The following is a 13,649-nucleotide window of genomic DNA, read 5'->3' as shown; positions in this document are numbered from 1 at the left end:
AAGTCGACGGCGGATGGTTGCCCGAGGACGTGTAGCGCGAGCGGAGCGAGCGCAGTTTTGGCCGAGCGGCTGTCTCAACACTCGTTTTGTGCCACTCTGATCGACCGCTCGAAGAGATTCACGAAGATGGCGGCCTGTGTCTCGTTCGACCCGATACAGGATACCGTGTAGGAACCGAGAGACTCAGGGTCGCCGTCGACCGAAACGAGGACATCGAACGTCGTCCCTTTCGTGACATCGACCAGCGCGTGTTCGGTCACATTTTCCGAGAGCCCGTCGCTGTTCGCCGCGAGGGTGTGCGATTGGGAGAACACGGTCTCGTCCCCCTTCGAGATCGTCGTCGTCACAGGCAACTCCCGATCGCGGTAGTTTATCACCTTCAGGGCCACGTCACCGGAGGGTTTGATGAGCGAACAGCCCGCCAGTCCCGAACCAGCGGCTGCAGCCGCCGATCCGAGGAGCTGCCGACGATTCATTCTCGCTGTCACGTTCGCCCGTCACCGACAGCATTGAAAAATTTTCTGTGGAGCATCCGTCCAACTGCTTCGAAACAATTTTGCCTCTACTGACTGATTGATCAGTCAGGCATGGGCGACGCTGCCAGCGACGAGTCGAGTGAGGACGCCGACCCCCGGGAGGAGATCATGGAGGCGACCTACAGCGCGCTCGGCGAGCACGGCTACGCGGATCTGACGATGCAACACATCGCGGACCACCTCGGCAAGAGCACATCGCTGTTGCACTATCACTTCGACACGAAAGAGGACCTGCTGGTGGCGTTTATCGACCACATCATCTCGAAGTTCCGGGAGGAACACCTCCCGCCGGACGACCTCCCGCCCGAGGAACGGCTGCGAGAGTTTCTCGACCTGTGGGTGTTCGACCCCGACGAGCAAGAGCGGGCGGCGATGCACCTCGCGCTCCTCGAACTTCGGTCGCGGGGGCCGTTCAACGAAGCCTACCGCGAGCAACTGGTCCGCAGCGACGAGTTGTTGCGAGGCACCATCGAGGAAATGCTCCGCGATGGCGTCGAGTCGGGGGCGTTCGAGTCCGTCGATCCCGAGCCGACCGCCCGGATGATCGCCGCGACGCTGGACGGCGCTCGGACGCGCCAGATCACGCTCGACGATCCCGCGTACACGCCGACCGTCCGGGACGAGTTGGCCGACAGGCTCGTCGAGCAGTTGCTCGCCGACGCCGAAGCGAGTGCGGGCGACGAGTCCGGGGGTTAAGTAGGCGAACGGCGAAGGTTTTCGGGTGAGCAAGGTTCTGATCGACGCCGATCCCGGGACCGACGACGCGGTCGCGCTGGCGGCGCTCCTCGCCGCTGAGGCCGTCGATGTCGTCGGCGTGACGACGGTCGCGGGCAACTCGACGGTCGAGAACACCACGGCCAACGCCCGGTCGATTCTCGAACTGTTCGGGCGCGAGGACGTGCCGGTCGCACGGGGCTGCGAGCGCCCGCTGGTCCGGTCGCTCTCGACCGGCGAGTCCATCCACGGACCGGGCGGGCTGCGCGGCGACCTGCCGGCGCCGACGGGTACCACTACCGACGCCCACGCCGTCGAGTTCATCCGGGAGCAGGTCGACGCCCACGGCACCGATCTCACGATCGCCTGCATGGGCCCGCTGACCAACCTCGCAGTCGCGCTGGCACTCGATCCGAGCCTCCCCGACCGCATCGGGCGCATGGTTGCGATGGGCGGCGCATTCGAGGCCGCGGGCAACGTCACGCCCGTGGCCGAATACAACGTCTACGTCGACCCGGCGGCGGCCAGTCGCGTCGTCCAGACGGCCGCGCCCACGCTCGTCCCGCTGGATGTGACCGATCAGGCGCGACTCCCGGCGTCGATGACCGACGAGTTCCGGAGCGCCGGCGGGGCCGGCTCGACGATCGCGGAGTGGTGTAGCTATCCGGCGGAGGTCCGCGAGGCCGGCGGCGACGCCATCCACGACGCTGCCGTCGCGGCCCACCTGCTCGGCGACGTGCTGACGCTCGACGCGCAGCCGGTGTCGGTCGTCGACGGCGACGGTCCCTGCCGGGGCGCGACGATCGCGGACACACGACGTGGGACTGACGCCCCGACGACTGCCAGCGTCGCTACGGAGATCGACGTCAATGCGTTTCGGCGGACGATCGGCGACGCGTTGCTGTCGCTCCTGTGAGTCTCACCGCAGTCAGATCACGCGGTTGTGCAACTCCTCGTCGGCGCCGATCCGGGCGACGTTCTCGCGGACCAGCTCGTCGATCGACCGGAAGTAGTCCCGCGTCGCCGCGGCGGCGTGGGGCGTGACGATCACGTCGTCGGCGTCCCACAGCGGCGAGTCTTCCGACAACGGCTCGTTCTCGAACACGTCCAGCGCGGCGCCGGCGATGGCGTCCCGCTCGATGGCGTCGACGAGCGCGGGCTGGTCGACGACGCCGCCGCGGGCGACGTTGAGCAGGTACGCGTCGTCGGCCATCGCATCGAGTTCGTCTCGTCCGACGAGATTCCGAGTGTCGTCCGTCAGTGGCACCGCCAGCACGACGAACTTCGCCTCCTCGATGGCGTCGTGAAGCTCGTCAGGACTGTAGACCTCCTCGACGCCGGGGACGGGCTCGGGTGTCCGACGGACGCCGGTCACTTCCATCCCCAGCGCGTCGGCTCGCTCGGCGATGCCGCGACCGAGCGTGCCGAGCCCGACGACACAGAGCGATTCGCCGGCGATCGTGAACGGCTCGTCCCAGTCCGGCCGATCCCACTCGCGGGCCTGCTGGTTCGCCGCGTAGGTGTGGAGTCGCCGGGCAAGCGAGAGCATGTACCCCGCAACCGTCTCGCCGACGCTGTCGTCGTGGATGCCGGTGCTGTTGGTCAGCACGATGCCCTCTGACTCGAACGTCTCCAGTGGAAACCGGTCGTAGCCCGCCTGAATCGTGTGAATCCACTCGACTGCGTCGACGAAGTAGTCCCGATAGGCGAACGTGACGAGCCCGTCGCAGTCGGCGACGCGGTCGGGATCGTCGCCGACGAGTTCGACCTCGGCGTCGAGATCGGCAAGCGCGGCATCGAGACGCTCGGGCGGGAACACCGCCGACACCGACTCGTGGACGCCAAGCCGCTGTATGCTGTCGATTGGCATGGCAGGGCATTCGCCACGGTCGATCAAAAAGTCGTAGCATTCGACCGTCGCTGGAGTCCCCAGTTTTTAACAGACCGGAACTGCCAGACCCCTGTATGGACGAAGCGCTCGAAGTGGTCGAAGTGCTCGCCGATTCGGGCTTCGAGGGACTGATCACCTGGGCGCTGCGGATTCTGGGCTTGCTGGCCATTCTGGCCGGCCTCGCCCTCTGGCTCGGCACCGAGATGGGGCTGTTGGTGATCCCGGCGCTGTTGATCGTCGTCGGCCTCGTGTTGCTTGTCGCGCCGACTATTCTTCTCGCCGTCGCGGAGCTGGCGTGATCGTCGGCCTAGCCTAGGCCTCGACCCACGCCCGGTACTCGTAGGACGAGCCACTTAACGAGTCAGAGACGGCCACGTCGATCCCCAGCTCGTAGGAGTTCGACCCGTCCGGGCTGACGGTGATCGACCGGGACTCGGTGTAGGCGTCGCCGCCCTCGACATCGACTTCGCCGTACAGCGTCGCCGACGCCGACTCCGAAGAGCTATTAGAAACCAGCACGCCGAGTTCGACGTTGCCGGCGATCGTGTTCGACGCCGTCACGTCTGTCACCTCGAGCCCGCCGTCGATGCCGCCGCCCGGTTCGTCGGAACAGCCAGCGAGAATCGACGTGAAACCAACCGACGCAGCGGCGACAAACTGTCTTCGATGCATGCTACACGGACTTCCGGCGCTCGTGTTAAATTTTCTTACTTTCGTCAGCGATCGCGGTGCCGTCCCGGAGACAGCGAGCGCTCAGAACCTGTCGTCCATCGCAGAAGGCGGCTCGGGTGAAGGCGTCGTCACAAGGGGCTCGGTGGGGGTAACCTTCGTCACTGCCGCCTGCCGGTCGTAGGCCGCGGCGCCGTTTCACTGTTGCGTCTGGCGCCCGCTGGCACCTCGCACCAGCGATAACTACTCCCGCCAGCTCGTCAGCTCGGCGTGATCTTCGGCGACGGCACCGACCTCGTCGGCGTCGAGGCGTCCGCGCTCGGTGACGACGGCGTCGATCAGGTCGGCCGGCGTCACGTCGAACGTCGGGTTGAGTACGTCGAGGTCGGCCGGACCGTCGTAGATCGCCCCGGCGTCGCCGGTCTCGATGTTGACCGTCTCGCGGTGCGTGATCTTGTCGCTCGCGGCGACGGCGTAGACGGGAATGTCCTCGCGGGCCGCCGAAAGCGCCGCGGCGCGGGTGCCGGTTTTGTTGACGACACGCCCGTCGGGCAACACCGCGTCGGCGCCAACGACGACGGCGTCGACGCCCTCGTGGGCCACGACGTGCGCGACAGCGGCGTCGGCGTGAACCGTCACGGGCGCGCCGATCGACGCCGAAAGCTCCTCGGCGACGCCGATCCCCTCACGAGCCGGCCGCGACTCGGCGACGTAGACGCCGTCGAGCGACGCCGAACTCAAAGCGTCGAGGACGGTTCCCGAGCGTGAGAGCGTGAGCACGGTCGCGCCGTCGAGCATGCCAGCGGCCGCCGCGGCGGTGTCGGCGTCAACCTGAATCGCCCGGTCGATGCCCGTATCGGCCGCGGCCTCGACAGCGGCGGCGATTCCGGCGGCGGGTGTCTCGTCGTCGCCGTCAGCGGTCTCGTTGGCATCATCCACTGCGGCCGCGAGAGCGCGGTTCACGCGATTCTCCAGCACCGCCATGCTCGGGCGGGCGCTCAGCAGCCGCTCGGCGAGGTCGGTCAACTCGCCCCGGTCCGGGTCGCCCTCGGCGATCTGGAGCGCGGCCCGGTCCCGGAGCACCTCCAGCGCGCGAGTCGAGAGAACGGCGGCACCGTGCTCGTCGTCGGCTGTGATCGAGCGAACCGTCGGCGCGACGCGCTCGTAACACCGCCACCACGTCGGCTGCTCGGCCTCGTGGAGCAAGGCTGTCGGGGCGAGCCGCTCGGCGTCGGCGGGGGCGTCCAGATCAGCCGGCGCGTCGAACAGCACCGGGACGTAGGAGTCCTCGCCGTCCGGAACGGCGGTGCCAGTCCGGACCGGTTCGAGGTCGGCGTCGGTCGACGCCACGGCGTCCGCGGCGATTTCGACCGGATCGTCGGCGTCGTCGAGCCGAGCGATGGGGAGCTGGAGGCGGTCATCCTCGCGGGAAACGCACACTGCGGCCCCTCGGCGGACGACGGGCGTAGCGTAATCGGTCATGGCTCGGCGGACGGACCGCTGCGGGGAACCTCTTTCGGGATCCGCCACGACCGACGGCAGGTCTGGAGCCGGGGGAGCACTAAAGTGAGCGTCGACAGAACCGATCCGGTATGCCCGGTCCAGTGTTCGCCCGAGGCGAGACGGTCGAACTGCGGACGATCGAACTCGAAGACGTGGAGTTTCTCCAGCGGTTGGTGAACGATCCGGCCGTCAGGGCCGGGCTCGCCAGCTACGAGCCGATCAACGAACCCACAGAGAGCGAGTGGGTCGAGTCGCTCGACGAGGACGACGGCGTCGATTTTCTGGTCTGCGCTCGGGGAGATCGGGTCGGGAGTATCGGCTTCCAAGATCCCAACGAGGTCTGGGGCGGGACGGAGATCGGATACATGATCGCGCCCGACAACTGGGGCGAGGGCCACGCGACCGACGCCGTCGAGACTCTCTGTCGCTACGCGTTCGAGGAACGGCGTCTGCACAAGCTGTACGCCAAAGTCTACGAGACGAACCCGGCGTCCCGACGAGTGCTCGAAAAAGCCGGCTTCACCGAGGAAGGCGTCCTTCGTGAAGAGGCGTTCATCGGCGGCGAGCACGTCGATATCCACCGGTACGGCCTCCTCGTCGACGAGTGGGGCGAGTGACTCGTCAGTACGGCGCGCCCCGACTGCGGTAGTTGCAGCGACGCCGGATGCACTTTCCACCATCCGCGCGCTTTTTAACGGCCATCACCGAGAGAGAGCCATGGAAGCGTTCGCGGTCCCGGACGTGCCGGAAATCGAGGCCGGCGACGACCTCGCCGACATCGTCGAGGAGCGGGTCGATCTGCGCCCCGACGACGTGGTCGTCGTCGCCAGCACCGTCGTCTCGAAGGCAGAAGGCCGGACCGCAGACCTCTCGGAGTTTCCGGCCGGGCCGCGCGCCCGCGAGATCGCCAGCCGACTCGAATCGGCGACCGGCGACGAGAAAGACCCGCGCTTCGCCCAAGCCGTCGTCGAGGAGGGCACCGAGTTGCTGATGGACGCGCCGTTTCTCCTGACCGAGACCCGCTTCGGCCACGTCACGGTCAACGCGGGGATCGACCGCTCGAACGTGCCGGGCAAGGAGCTGCTGCTCTTGCCGCGGCGTCCCGGCGACAGCGCCGAGCGGATCCACGCTGGACTCGCCGCTGCCCCGCCGGTCGTCGTCGCCGACACCTGCGGGCGGCCGTTCCGCCACGGCCAGCGCGGCGTCGCCATCGGCTGGGCGGGGATGCCCGCCAGCCGCGACTGGCGCGGCGAGACCGACCGCGAGGGTCACGAACTCGAAGTCACAGTCCAAAGCGTCGTCGACGAACTCGCGGCGACGGCGAACCTGATCGCCGGCGAGGGCGACGGCGGGACGCCGATCGTCGTGATCCGAGACTGGTCCTTCGGTGACCACGAGGGCAGCGACGAACTGTTCAGAGAGGTCGAGGGCGACTTCGTCCGGCAAGCGCTGCGCGAATGGCACTACGACGAGTAAGCGGACGGCGACATACGAGGGAGAACACACAATGCACGGCATCGAACTCACCCCAGAGCACCCGGTAGCAGAGACAGTCGAACACGCCGAGAGCGCCGAATCCGAAGGGTTCGACGCGATCTTCGCGGCGAGTCACTACTTCAACCGCGACCCATTCATCGCGCTGGATCGGATCGCCGCGGCGACCGAAGAGGTCCAGATCGGGCCGGCGGCGGCCAACCCCTACGACACCCACCCGGTGACGCTGGCCTCGCGGATGGCGACCCTACAGGAAGTCAGCGACGAGCGAGGGGTCTTCGGCGTCGGGCCGGGCGACAAGTCGACGCTGTCGAGCCTCGGCGTCGAGCGCGACCGGCCGCTCCGGCGCGTGCTGGAGTCGTTCAAGGTCGCACAGGACCTCTGGGCGGGCGAGCGCGTCTCGATCGACGGCACCTTCACCGCCAGCGACGCCGGACTGGAGTACGATGTCGAGGGCGAAATCCCCGTCTACGTCGGCGCGCAGGGGCCCCACATGATCCGCATGAGCGCCAAGCACGCCGACGGCGTCCTGATCAACGCCTCTCACCCCGACGACTTCGCGTGGGCGGCCGACCGAGTTGCGGAAGGCAAAGACGAACGGCCCGACGAGCGCGGCGAGTTCGACGTGGCGGCCTACGCCAGCGTCAGCGTCGCCGAGGACGCCGACGCGGCCCGCGAGGTCGCGCGCCAACCGGTCGCATTCATCGCCGCCGGCGCGGCCCCGCCCGTGCTGGACCGGCACGGTCTCGACGCCGACGCGGCAGAGACGATCGGCGACGCCATCGAGCGTGGCGACTTCGGCGAGGCGTTCGACGCCGTCACGCCCGCGATGATCGACGCGTTCTCGGTCGCCGGGACGCCCGAAGACGTCGCCGACCGGATCGAAAAGATTCTCCAGTACACCGATAGCTTCGTCGCCGGGACGCCGCTGGGTCCCGATCAGGAGGAGGCTATCGCTCTCCTTTCGGCGGCGCTCGACCGGGCGACTCGGGAATGATGGCGTCGACGACCGAGCCCAGCACGAGGTAGCCGAACACGGCGAAGGCGGCGAGGAAAAGCAGCTGTCCGACCACGAACAGGATCGCCGAGAGCGGGTCGACCGTCACGGCGTTGCCGAAGTAGTTGATGGCGTCGGTCAGCTCAGTGATCGGGGACACCTGTGCCAGCAGTCCGGTGGCAGTTATCATGCGTGTCGATTTGGGGGTGGAGTACTTGTGTGCTTTGTCTGTGCCGCCCGGCGGGTGGCCGGTCTCGCCATCAGTCCTCGAACTGGCGAACCATGATGATCGCGTCCTCGCCGTCGTCGTAATACCGGGGGACCCGCCGCAACGGCTCGAAGCCGAAGGACTGGTACAGCGACTGGGCGGATTCGTTGCTGACGCGAACTTCGAGTTTTACCGATCCAACCGACTCGGTCGCCAGTGCGGTGAGCGCCGCCTCCAGTAGCGCCGACCCGACGCCCTCGCCGCGCCGGTCGGGGTGGACCGCGATGTCCTTGACGTGGCCCAGCGGCCGGCCGTGGTTCGGGACCAGATCGGCAACGACGTAGCCGAGTACCGACGCCGCGTCGATGCTCTCGGTGGCGGTCCCACCCGCGGCGTCGCCGTCAGCCGTCCCGTCGACGGCCACGAGAAACGCCGGCGAAGACAGGTGGCGCTCGAACGCCGCCAGCGGCCACGGGCTGGGAAACGACGACTTCTCGATGCTGTGGACCGCCAGCAGGTCCGCCCGCTCGGCGTCGCGCACTCGCACGGCGTCGGTCGAATCCTCCGGCGTGACAGTCACGCGCGTAGCTACGGGCCCGGGGCCTAATAGCTACTTGGCCCGCGCGACCGCGGTCGGCCGCACTCGATCACACGGACGCGGGGGGCGCGCTGTCGGGGCTATTCGGTTCGAGACTGCAAAAAATCGAAGAAGTCGCGTAGCCGATCAGTCGTCCGCCTGTCCGGCGGAGACTACAGCACCTCGGCCCTGACGGGCACTCGGTTCCGATCAGTCGTCCGCCGGAGCGGGACTGTCGCCGGACTCGGCTTGGGCCTTGGTGTGAGCGAGCTTGCCGCCGGCCGCGAGGATGTCGCGCTCGCGCTCGGAGGCGTCGAGGTGGGCGGTGGCCTCCCAGTCGTCGTTCACGCGGACCGTGAACTCCTCCTGGCCGGACTTGACCGCCTCGGCAACGTCGTCGACGATCTCGACGTCGTCGCCCTGCTCGATCTGCTCGTAGGTGTCCTCGTCGATGGTCAGCGGGATCAGGCCGAAGTTGAAGAGGTTCGCCTTGTGGATGCGGGCGAAGCTCTGGGCCAGCACGCCCTCGACGCCCAGGTACATGGGACAGAGGGCGGCGTGCTCGCGGGAGCTACCCTGACCGTAGTTCTCGCCGGCGACGAGGAAGCCGCCGTCGGCTTCGAGCGCGCGGTCGGCGAACGTCTCGTCGATGCGCGAGAGGGTGAACTCGCTGAGCTTGGGCACGTTCGACCGGTACATCAGGATGTCCTGGGTCGCAGGGATGATGTGGTCGGTCGTGATGTTGTCCTCCATCTTCAGGAGGGTCGGCCCGGCGAGGTTCGAGTCGAGCGAGTCCTTCAGCGGCACATCGCCGATGTTGGGACCCTTGACGAGCTCGTCGTCGACGGCTTCGTCGGGGCTGATGAGGTCGGTCTTGGAGGCGTCGTACTCCTCGGGGAGCTCGACGCCGGGGGCTTCGAGGTCGTCCAGTTCGTCGGACAGATCGCGCGGGTCGACGATCTCGCCGGCGATCGCCGCGGCGGTGGCGACTTCCGGGGAGCACAGGTAGACGTTGTCGTCCTCGATGCCCGAGCGGCCCTCGAAGTTGCGGTTGAAGGTCCGCAGCGAGACCGAATCGGAGGCGGGAACGTGGCCGATGCCGATACAGGCACCACACGTCGCTTCCGAGAAGTTGACGCCGGCCGCCATCATCTCGGCGACCCAGCCCTGACGGGCCAAGATCTCGGAGGCCTGCTTCGAGCCGGGGGCGACGATCATGTCGGTCTTCTTGTCGACCTCGCGGCCCTCCAGCATCTTCGCGCCGGGGAGGATGTCCTCGTAGCCGCCGTTCGTACAGGAGCCGAGGATGACCTGGTCGACGTCGGTGCCGGCGACCTCGCGGACGGGCACGACGTTGTCGGGCATCGACGGCTGTGCGATCAGCGGTTCGAGATCCGAGAGGTCGACGACGATCTCGTCGTCGTACTCTGCGTCCTCGTCGGGCTGGAGCTCGACGTACTCCTCGGCGCGGCCGACGCGTTCGAGGTAGTCCTGGGTCTGCTCGTCGGTCGGGAAGATCGACGTGGTGGCACCCAGTTCCGTGCCCATGTTGGTGATCGTCATCCGCTCGGGCGCGGTCAGCGTCTCGACGCCCGGGCCGGTGTATTCGAGGATCTTGCCGACGCCGCCCTTGACGGAGAGGCGACGGAGGAGCTCGAGGATGACGTCCTTGGCGGTGGCCCAGTCGGGCAGTTCGCCTTCGAGGCGAACGTTGACGACTTCGGGCATCTCGATGTAGTACGGCGCGCCGCCCATGGCGACGGTGATGTCGATCCCGCCGGCGCCGATCGCCAGCTCGCCGAGGCCGCCGGGCGTCGGCGTGTGGGAGTCAGAGCCGAGCAGCGTCTTGCCGGGTGCGGCGAAGTTCTCTCGGTGGACGTTGTGACAGATGCCGTTGCCGGGGCGCGAGAAGTGTGCGCCGTAGGTGCCGGCAGCCGAGCGCAGGAAGCGGTGGTCGTCCGTGTTCTTGAAATCGAACTGATAGGTCTGATGGTCACAGTACTGGGCCGCAAGCTCCGTCTGCACGTTGTCGAGGCCCATCGCCTCGAACTGCAGCCAGACCATCGTCCCCGTGGTGTCCTGTGTAAGGACCTGGTCGATCTCGATGCCGATCTCCTCGCCGGTTTCCAGCTCGCCTTCGACGAGGTGGTCATCGAGAATTTTCTCGGTTAGCGTTTGTCCCATAGCGGCCGGATATCGTCTTTCCTCGGATATAAATCCCGCGAGTCCATCCTGTACGACCGTTCACAATCTCGCCCGAGATCCCAGTTAGTAACTCGTGCCCGCGAGAAGAATACGTGCGTTTGTGTATATCCGACGGCGCTTCCCGATCTTTCGTTGGTACTCCGGTATCCTTCACGATTCTGAATGCGCCTCGACCGGTCCGAAACTGACTTGCAGGGCCGCGACGCTCGTCTCCCCATGTTCCGATCGGGCGCGTTCGTCGCCGAGCACATTTCGCCGATCGACGACCAGCAGGTACAGCCAAACGGCGTCGATCTCACGGTCGACGCAGTGTTCGAGCAGGTCGAACCCGGACGCATCGGCCGCGACGACAAGCAGATCGGCGAGCGCCGCGAGCTTGATCCAGACGCAGACGCTGGGGTTCCGACCTACCGACTCTCGCCAAGCGGCTACGTCGCCCGCTACGGCGAGACGATCTCGATTCCCGAAGGACACGTCGGGTACGTCCTCCCGCGATCGTCGCTGATGCGCAACTCCGCGATGCTCCACACCGCAGTCTGGGACGCCGGCTACACCGGCCGCGGCGAAGGACTGTTGGAGATCAACCACGAGATCGAACTGGAGCAGGGCGCCCGGATCGCCCAGTTGGTGCTCGCACGCGCCGACCACGAGGACACCTACGACGGCTCGTATCAAGGCGAGAATCTGGACTGACCCTGCCTACGGTACTTCCACGGCCGATTACACGCCCCCGTAACCCCACGTTACTCTGGCGTAATTCACAATCAAAGCGCTCGTACAGTCGCCCAAACGCGTCGAACGACGCGTGAACGGTTCTCGGTGTTGAAGACGGAACTCGTCTAGGTGCAAATGCGGGTCACTCTATGAGTCAAACAATGAGCGAACGAGAGACGGACGTAACGGCGGATGCCGGAACGGACGTCGCGCTGCTGGCGTCGGTCGCCTCGATAGCGATGTCGTGGTACGCCTTCTTCGTGCGCGACGACCGCGAACTCGGGCTGTTCGTCGGCCTCTGGGCGCCGACGATCCTCGCGATCGCCAACCACTTCAAGCAACGCCAATTCGAACAGCGCCTCAAGATGATCCCGGTCGCACCGTCGGCCTCGAACGTCCGCGAGACGATCGAGGACCTGCTGCGATCGAGTCAGTAAGCAGTCGGCCCCGTGCATTTTTCGACCGTATCGGCCCACACAGCGGCGTCGTCGAGCGCTCGATCAGTCGCCGGTGCGACCGGCTGAATCGAGCGCCGCACCGTCGAGACCGTACTCCCGGATCGCGCCGACGATAGCGTAGACGACCGGCGTGTCGACGACCGCGATCAGGAGCTTGAGCAGGTACTGGCCGACGATCAGCGACGCGAGCAGGTCGACGCCGGCGGGCTCACCACTACCGAGAACCGCCGGCGCGAGGGCGAACCCGACGGTGACGAAGATCACGGTGTCGATCGCTTGGCTGCTGGCGGTCGAACCGACGTTGCGCAGCCAGAGGTGGTCGCCGTCGGTGTACTCCCGAAGCCGGTGGAACGCCAGCACGTCCCAGTTCTGACTGACGACGTAGGCCAGCAGGCTTGCGATCACGATGTTCGTGCTGGCGCCGAGCACCGTTGCGAACGTGTCAGCGGCGACCGGCGAGGCCGGCGACACGGGGGCGGCGATCGTCGACCACACCAACACCAGCAACACGAAGTTCATCGCGAAGCCGACGTTGACCATCACTTGGGCGGCCCGCCGGCCGTACAGCTCGGAGTAGCAGTCGCTCGCCAGAAACGTGACGGCGTAGGCCAACGCGGCGCCGGGCAGCGCGAGCTGGGCGCCGGCGATCGGCAACTCGACGGGAATCGAGAAGCCAAGAATCTTCGAGGCCGTCAGCTGTGCGGTCACCAGCGCGGTGACGAACAGACCGATCAGCGTCACCTGACCGATCGTCGGCGTCGCCGCGCTCTGGGTGCTGTCGCGTGTCATCTCTGTGGCCGAGAAGTCACGCCCCGGTCAAGATGGTTTCTACTCGCTCGCCCACCGGTTCGCTGACTGCGTTCATAAATTAATGCCCGCTGACAAGATATATGTCGGCGGAGCGAAAACCCGCAACTCGATGGTCGACGCCGCCCGCGCCCTCCGTCAGTTCCTCCTGTCGCCAGCAGCGTTCTTCGAAGAACGGCCCCCCGCTCGGACGTTCCCGATCGCGGCGGGCCTCGTCGTGTTGCTCGCCGTCTGTTTGACCGGTGGTATTCTGGCTCTCGAATCGATACTCGAAGGTGCGATCGACGCGACGGTCACGATGGACAATCCAGACCGGCCGCCCGAGCCGTTCTGTGACGGGGAGTTCGGGGAGTCGGGGTCGTCGTTCGACGACGGCTGCGACGAGCCCAGAACGATCGAGCGCGACGCCGGAGCGCTGGTCGCGGAGGCAATGCGCAGTTTCCTCTGGATCGGGATGGTCGTCCCGTTCGTCATGTGGTTTCTCGGCGGCGTGGTGCTGTTCGGCGCCGGTCGGCTCGCGGGCGGCGATCCGTCGCTCGGCGGGGCGTTCGCGCTCGCGGGCTGGGCGGCGGTGCCGGAACTTGCCCGCCTCGTGGTGGGGATCGGTAGCCTGTGGGTCGTACTCTCGAACACGACGATCACCGACTTCGAACAGGCCGATGTCGCGCTGGACGCGGCGCTGGCGCCGGTTACGCCGTGGCTGGCGCTGGCGTCGCTGTTGACGATCGGCTGGCAGTGGTACATCCTCAGTGCCGGGCTTTCGAAGGACGCCGATCTCTCGCGGGCGGCCGCCGGTGTCGCCGTGGCGGTTCCGCTGGGGTTCGTCGGCTTGCTCGGCGTGCTGTAGCCGTCGGGCGAGCGGAACTACTGTAAGGC

Annotated in this window: 17 protein-coding genes; 9 read left to right on the top strand and 8 right to left on the bottom strand. The window is 66.9% G+C overall.

Annotated elements, in window-relative coordinates:
- Window positions 1-74 precede the first annotated feature (74 nt).
- Window positions 75-488: a hypothetical protein gene (locus tag CRO01_RS08260; protein ID WP_143824941.1), complete on the bottom strand. Its 414-nt coding sequence runs from the start codon at window positions 486-488 to the stop codon at window positions 75-77.
- Between the two features lie 99 nt (window positions 489-587).
- Between CRO01_RS08260 and CRO01_RS08255 the strand changes: the two genes are divergently transcribed.
- Both CRO01_RS08255 and CRO01_RS08250 read left to right on the top strand, forming a co-directional pair.
- Window positions 588-1,232, top strand: a complete 645-nt coding sequence (locus CRO01_RS08255; protein WP_097008656.1) for a TetR/AcrR family transcriptional regulator — start codon at window positions 588-590, stop codon at window positions 1,230-1,232.
- A gap of 25 nt (window positions 1,233-1,257) precedes the next feature.
- Window positions 1,258-2,166, top strand: coding sequence for a nucleoside hydrolase (locus tag CRO01_RS08250; RefSeq protein ID WP_097008655.1), 909 nt, complete (start codon window positions 1,258-1,260; stop codon window positions 2,164-2,166).
- Between the two features lie 12 nt (window positions 2,167-2,178).
- Here the strand turns inward: CRO01_RS08250 and ddh are convergent, their stop codons facing one another.
- Window positions 2,179-3,120 (bottom strand): D-2-hydroxyacid dehydrogenase, encoded by a 942-nt coding sequence (gene ddh / locus CRO01_RS08245; protein ID WP_097008654.1) that lies wholly within the window; start codon window positions 3,118-3,120, stop codon window positions 2,179-2,181.
- Window positions 3,121-3,215: 95 nt separating this feature from the next.
- On the opposite strand from ddh, the gene CRO01_RS08240 reads away from it, so the two are divergent.
- Window positions 3,216-3,440 (top strand): hypothetical protein, encoded by a 225-nt coding sequence (locus CRO01_RS08240; protein WP_097008653.1) that lies wholly within the window; start codon window positions 3,216-3,218, stop codon window positions 3,438-3,440.
- A gap of 13 nt (window positions 3,441-3,453) precedes the next feature.
- Here the strand turns inward: CRO01_RS08240 and CRO01_RS08235 are convergent, their stop codons facing one another.
- A complete protein-coding gene (locus CRO01_RS08235; RefSeq protein ID WP_097008652.1) occupies window positions 3,454-3,813 on the bottom strand; it encodes a hypothetical protein in 360 nt (119 codons plus the stop codon).
- Window positions 3,814-4,053: 240 nt separating this feature from the next.
- Window positions 4,054-5,292 carry a translation initiation factor eIF-2B gene (locus CRO01_RS08230; RefSeq protein WP_097008651.1) on the bottom strand — a complete coding sequence of 413 codons (1,239 nt, stop codon included), beginning with the start codon at window positions 5,290-5,292 and terminating at the stop codon, window positions 4,054-4,056.
- A gap of 110 nt (window positions 5,293-5,402) precedes the next feature.
- On the opposite strand from CRO01_RS08230, the gene CRO01_RS08225 reads away from it, so the two are divergent.
- From CRO01_RS08225 to CRO01_RS08215, 3 genes are all read left to right on the top strand, one after another.
- On the top strand, window positions 5,403-5,930 hold the full coding sequence (locus CRO01_RS08225) for a GNAT family N-acetyltransferase (protein ID WP_097008650.1): 528 nt from the start codon (window positions 5,403-5,405) through the stop codon (window positions 5,928-5,930).
- Window positions 5,931-6,030: 100 nt separating this feature from the next.
- Window positions 6,031-6,789 (top strand): coenzyme F420-0:L-glutamate ligase, encoded by a 759-nt coding sequence (locus CRO01_RS08220; RefSeq protein WP_097008649.1) that lies wholly within the window; start codon window positions 6,031-6,033, stop codon window positions 6,787-6,789.
- A 31-nt stretch (window positions 6,790-6,820) separates the two neighbouring features.
- A complete protein-coding gene (locus tag CRO01_RS08215; RefSeq protein WP_097008648.1) occupies window positions 6,821-7,804 on the top strand; it encodes a 5,10-methylenetetrahydromethanopterin reductase in 984 nt (327 codons plus the stop codon).
- Here CRO01_RS08215 and CRO01_RS08210 read toward each other — a convergent pair.
- From CRO01_RS08210 to CRO01_RS08200, 3 genes are all read right to left on the bottom strand, one after another.
- Window positions 7,758-7,994 carry a hypothetical protein gene (locus CRO01_RS08210; RefSeq protein ID WP_143824940.1) on the bottom strand — a complete coding sequence of 79 codons (237 nt, stop codon included), beginning with the start codon at window positions 7,992-7,994 and terminating at the stop codon, window positions 7,758-7,760. The genes CRO01_RS08215 and CRO01_RS08210 overlap by 47 nt on opposite strands.
- 70 nt (window positions 7,995-8,064) lie before the next feature.
- On the bottom strand, window positions 8,065-8,592 hold the full coding sequence (gene rimI / locus CRO01_RS08205; protein WP_097008646.1) for a ribosomal protein S18-alanine N-acetyltransferase: 528 nt from the start codon (window positions 8,590-8,592) through the stop codon (window positions 8,065-8,067).
- A 207-nt stretch (window positions 8,593-8,799) separates the two neighbouring features.
- Window positions 8,800-10,773, bottom strand: a complete 1,974-nt coding sequence (locus tag CRO01_RS08200; RefSeq protein ID WP_097008645.1) for an aconitate hydratase — start codon at window positions 10,771-10,773, stop codon at window positions 8,800-8,802.
- A gap of 237 nt (window positions 10,774-11,010) precedes the next feature.
- Between CRO01_RS08200 and CRO01_RS08195 the strand changes: the two genes are divergently transcribed.
- Both CRO01_RS08195 and CRO01_RS08190 read left to right on the top strand, forming a co-directional pair.
- Window positions 11,011-11,487 (top strand): deoxyuridine 5'-triphosphate nucleotidohydrolase, encoded by a 477-nt coding sequence (locus CRO01_RS08195; RefSeq protein WP_097009160.1) that lies wholly within the window; start codon window positions 11,011-11,013, stop codon window positions 11,485-11,487.
- A gap of 182 nt (window positions 11,488-11,669) precedes the next feature.
- Window positions 11,670-11,945, top strand: a complete 276-nt coding sequence (locus tag CRO01_RS08190; RefSeq protein ID WP_097008644.1) for a hypothetical protein — start codon at window positions 11,670-11,672, stop codon at window positions 11,943-11,945.
- Between the two features lie 63 nt (window positions 11,946-12,008).
- Here CRO01_RS08190 and CRO01_RS08185 read toward each other — a convergent pair whose 3' ends face one another.
- The gene (locus CRO01_RS08185) at window positions 12,009-12,755 is read right to left on the bottom strand and encodes a queuosine precursor transporter (RefSeq protein WP_097008643.1); all 747 of its coding nucleotides are present in this window, start codon (window positions 12,753-12,755) and stop codon (window positions 12,009-12,011) included.
- A gap of 130 nt (window positions 12,756-12,885) precedes the next feature.
- On the opposite strand from CRO01_RS08185, the gene CRO01_RS08180 reads away from it, so the two are divergent.
- A complete protein-coding gene (locus CRO01_RS08180; RefSeq protein ID WP_097008642.1) occupies window positions 12,886-13,620 on the top strand; it encodes a YIP1 family protein in 735 nt (244 codons plus the stop codon).
- Window positions 13,621-13,649: the final 29 nt, after the last annotated feature.

The organism is Natronoarchaeum philippinense (assembly GCF_900215575.1).
Classification (GTDB): Archaea; Halobacteriota; Halobacteria; order Halobacteriales; family Natronoarchaeaceae; genus Natronoarchaeum; species Natronoarchaeum philippinense.
The sequence above is the reverse complement of the archived record's forward strand: the minus strand, read 5'-3'. Positions and strand labels throughout refer to the sequence as shown.

Excerpts from the sequence above, each read along its gene's own strand:
- ddh (WP_097008654.1), bottom strand. The coding sequence starts at position 3,120 with ATGCCAATCGACAGCATACAGCGGCTTGGCGTCCACGAGTCGGTGTCG.
- CRO01_RS08220 (WP_097008649.1), top strand. The coding sequence starts at position 6,031 with ATGGAAGCGTTCGCGGTCCCGGACGTGCCGGAAATCGAGGCCGGCGAC.
- CRO01_RS08235 (WP_097008652.1), bottom strand. The coding sequence starts at position 3,813 with ATGCATCGAAGACAGTTTGTCGCCGCTGCGTCGGTTGGTTTCACGTCG.
- CRO01_RS08215 (WP_097008648.1), top strand. The coding sequence starts at position 6,821 with ATGCACGGCATCGAACTCACCCCAGAGCACCCGGTAGCAGAGACAGTC.
- CRO01_RS08225 (WP_097008650.1), top strand. The coding sequence starts at position 5,403 with ATGCCCGGTCCAGTGTTCGCCCGAGGCGAGACGGTCGAACTGCGGACG.
- CRO01_RS08180 (WP_097008642.1), top strand. The coding sequence starts at position 12,886 with ATGGTCGACGCCGCCCGCGCCCTCCGTCAGTTCCTCCTGTCGCCAGCA.
- CRO01_RS08255 (WP_097008656.1), top strand. The coding sequence starts at position 588 with ATGGGCGACGCTGCCAGCGACGAGTCGAGTGAGGACGCCGACCCCCGG.
- CRO01_RS08195 (WP_097009160.1), top strand. The coding sequence starts at position 11,011 with ATGTTCCGATCGGGCGCGTTCGTCGCCGAGCACATTTCGCCGATCGAC.
- CRO01_RS08230 (WP_097008651.1), bottom strand. The coding sequence starts at position 5,292 with ATGACCGATTACGCTACGCCCGTCGTCCGCCGAGGGGCCGCAGTGTGC.
- CRO01_RS08210 (WP_143824940.1), bottom strand. The coding sequence starts at position 7,994 with ATGATAACTGCCACCGGACTGCTGGCACAGGTGTCCCCGATCACTGAG.
- CRO01_RS08200 (WP_097008645.1), bottom strand. The coding sequence starts at position 10,773 with ATGGGACAAACGCTAACCGAGAAAATTCTCGATGACCACCTCGTCGAA.
- CRO01_RS08185 (WP_097008643.1), bottom strand. The coding sequence starts at position 12,755 with ATGACACGCGACAGCACCCAGAGCGCGGCGACGCCGACGATCGGTCAG.
- CRO01_RS08190 (WP_097008644.1), top strand. The coding sequence starts at position 11,670 with ATGAGCGAACGAGAGACGGACGTAACGGCGGATGCCGGAACGGACGTC.
- CRO01_RS08240 (WP_097008653.1), top strand. The coding sequence starts at position 3,216 with ATGGACGAAGCGCTCGAAGTGGTCGAAGTGCTCGCCGATTCGGGCTTC.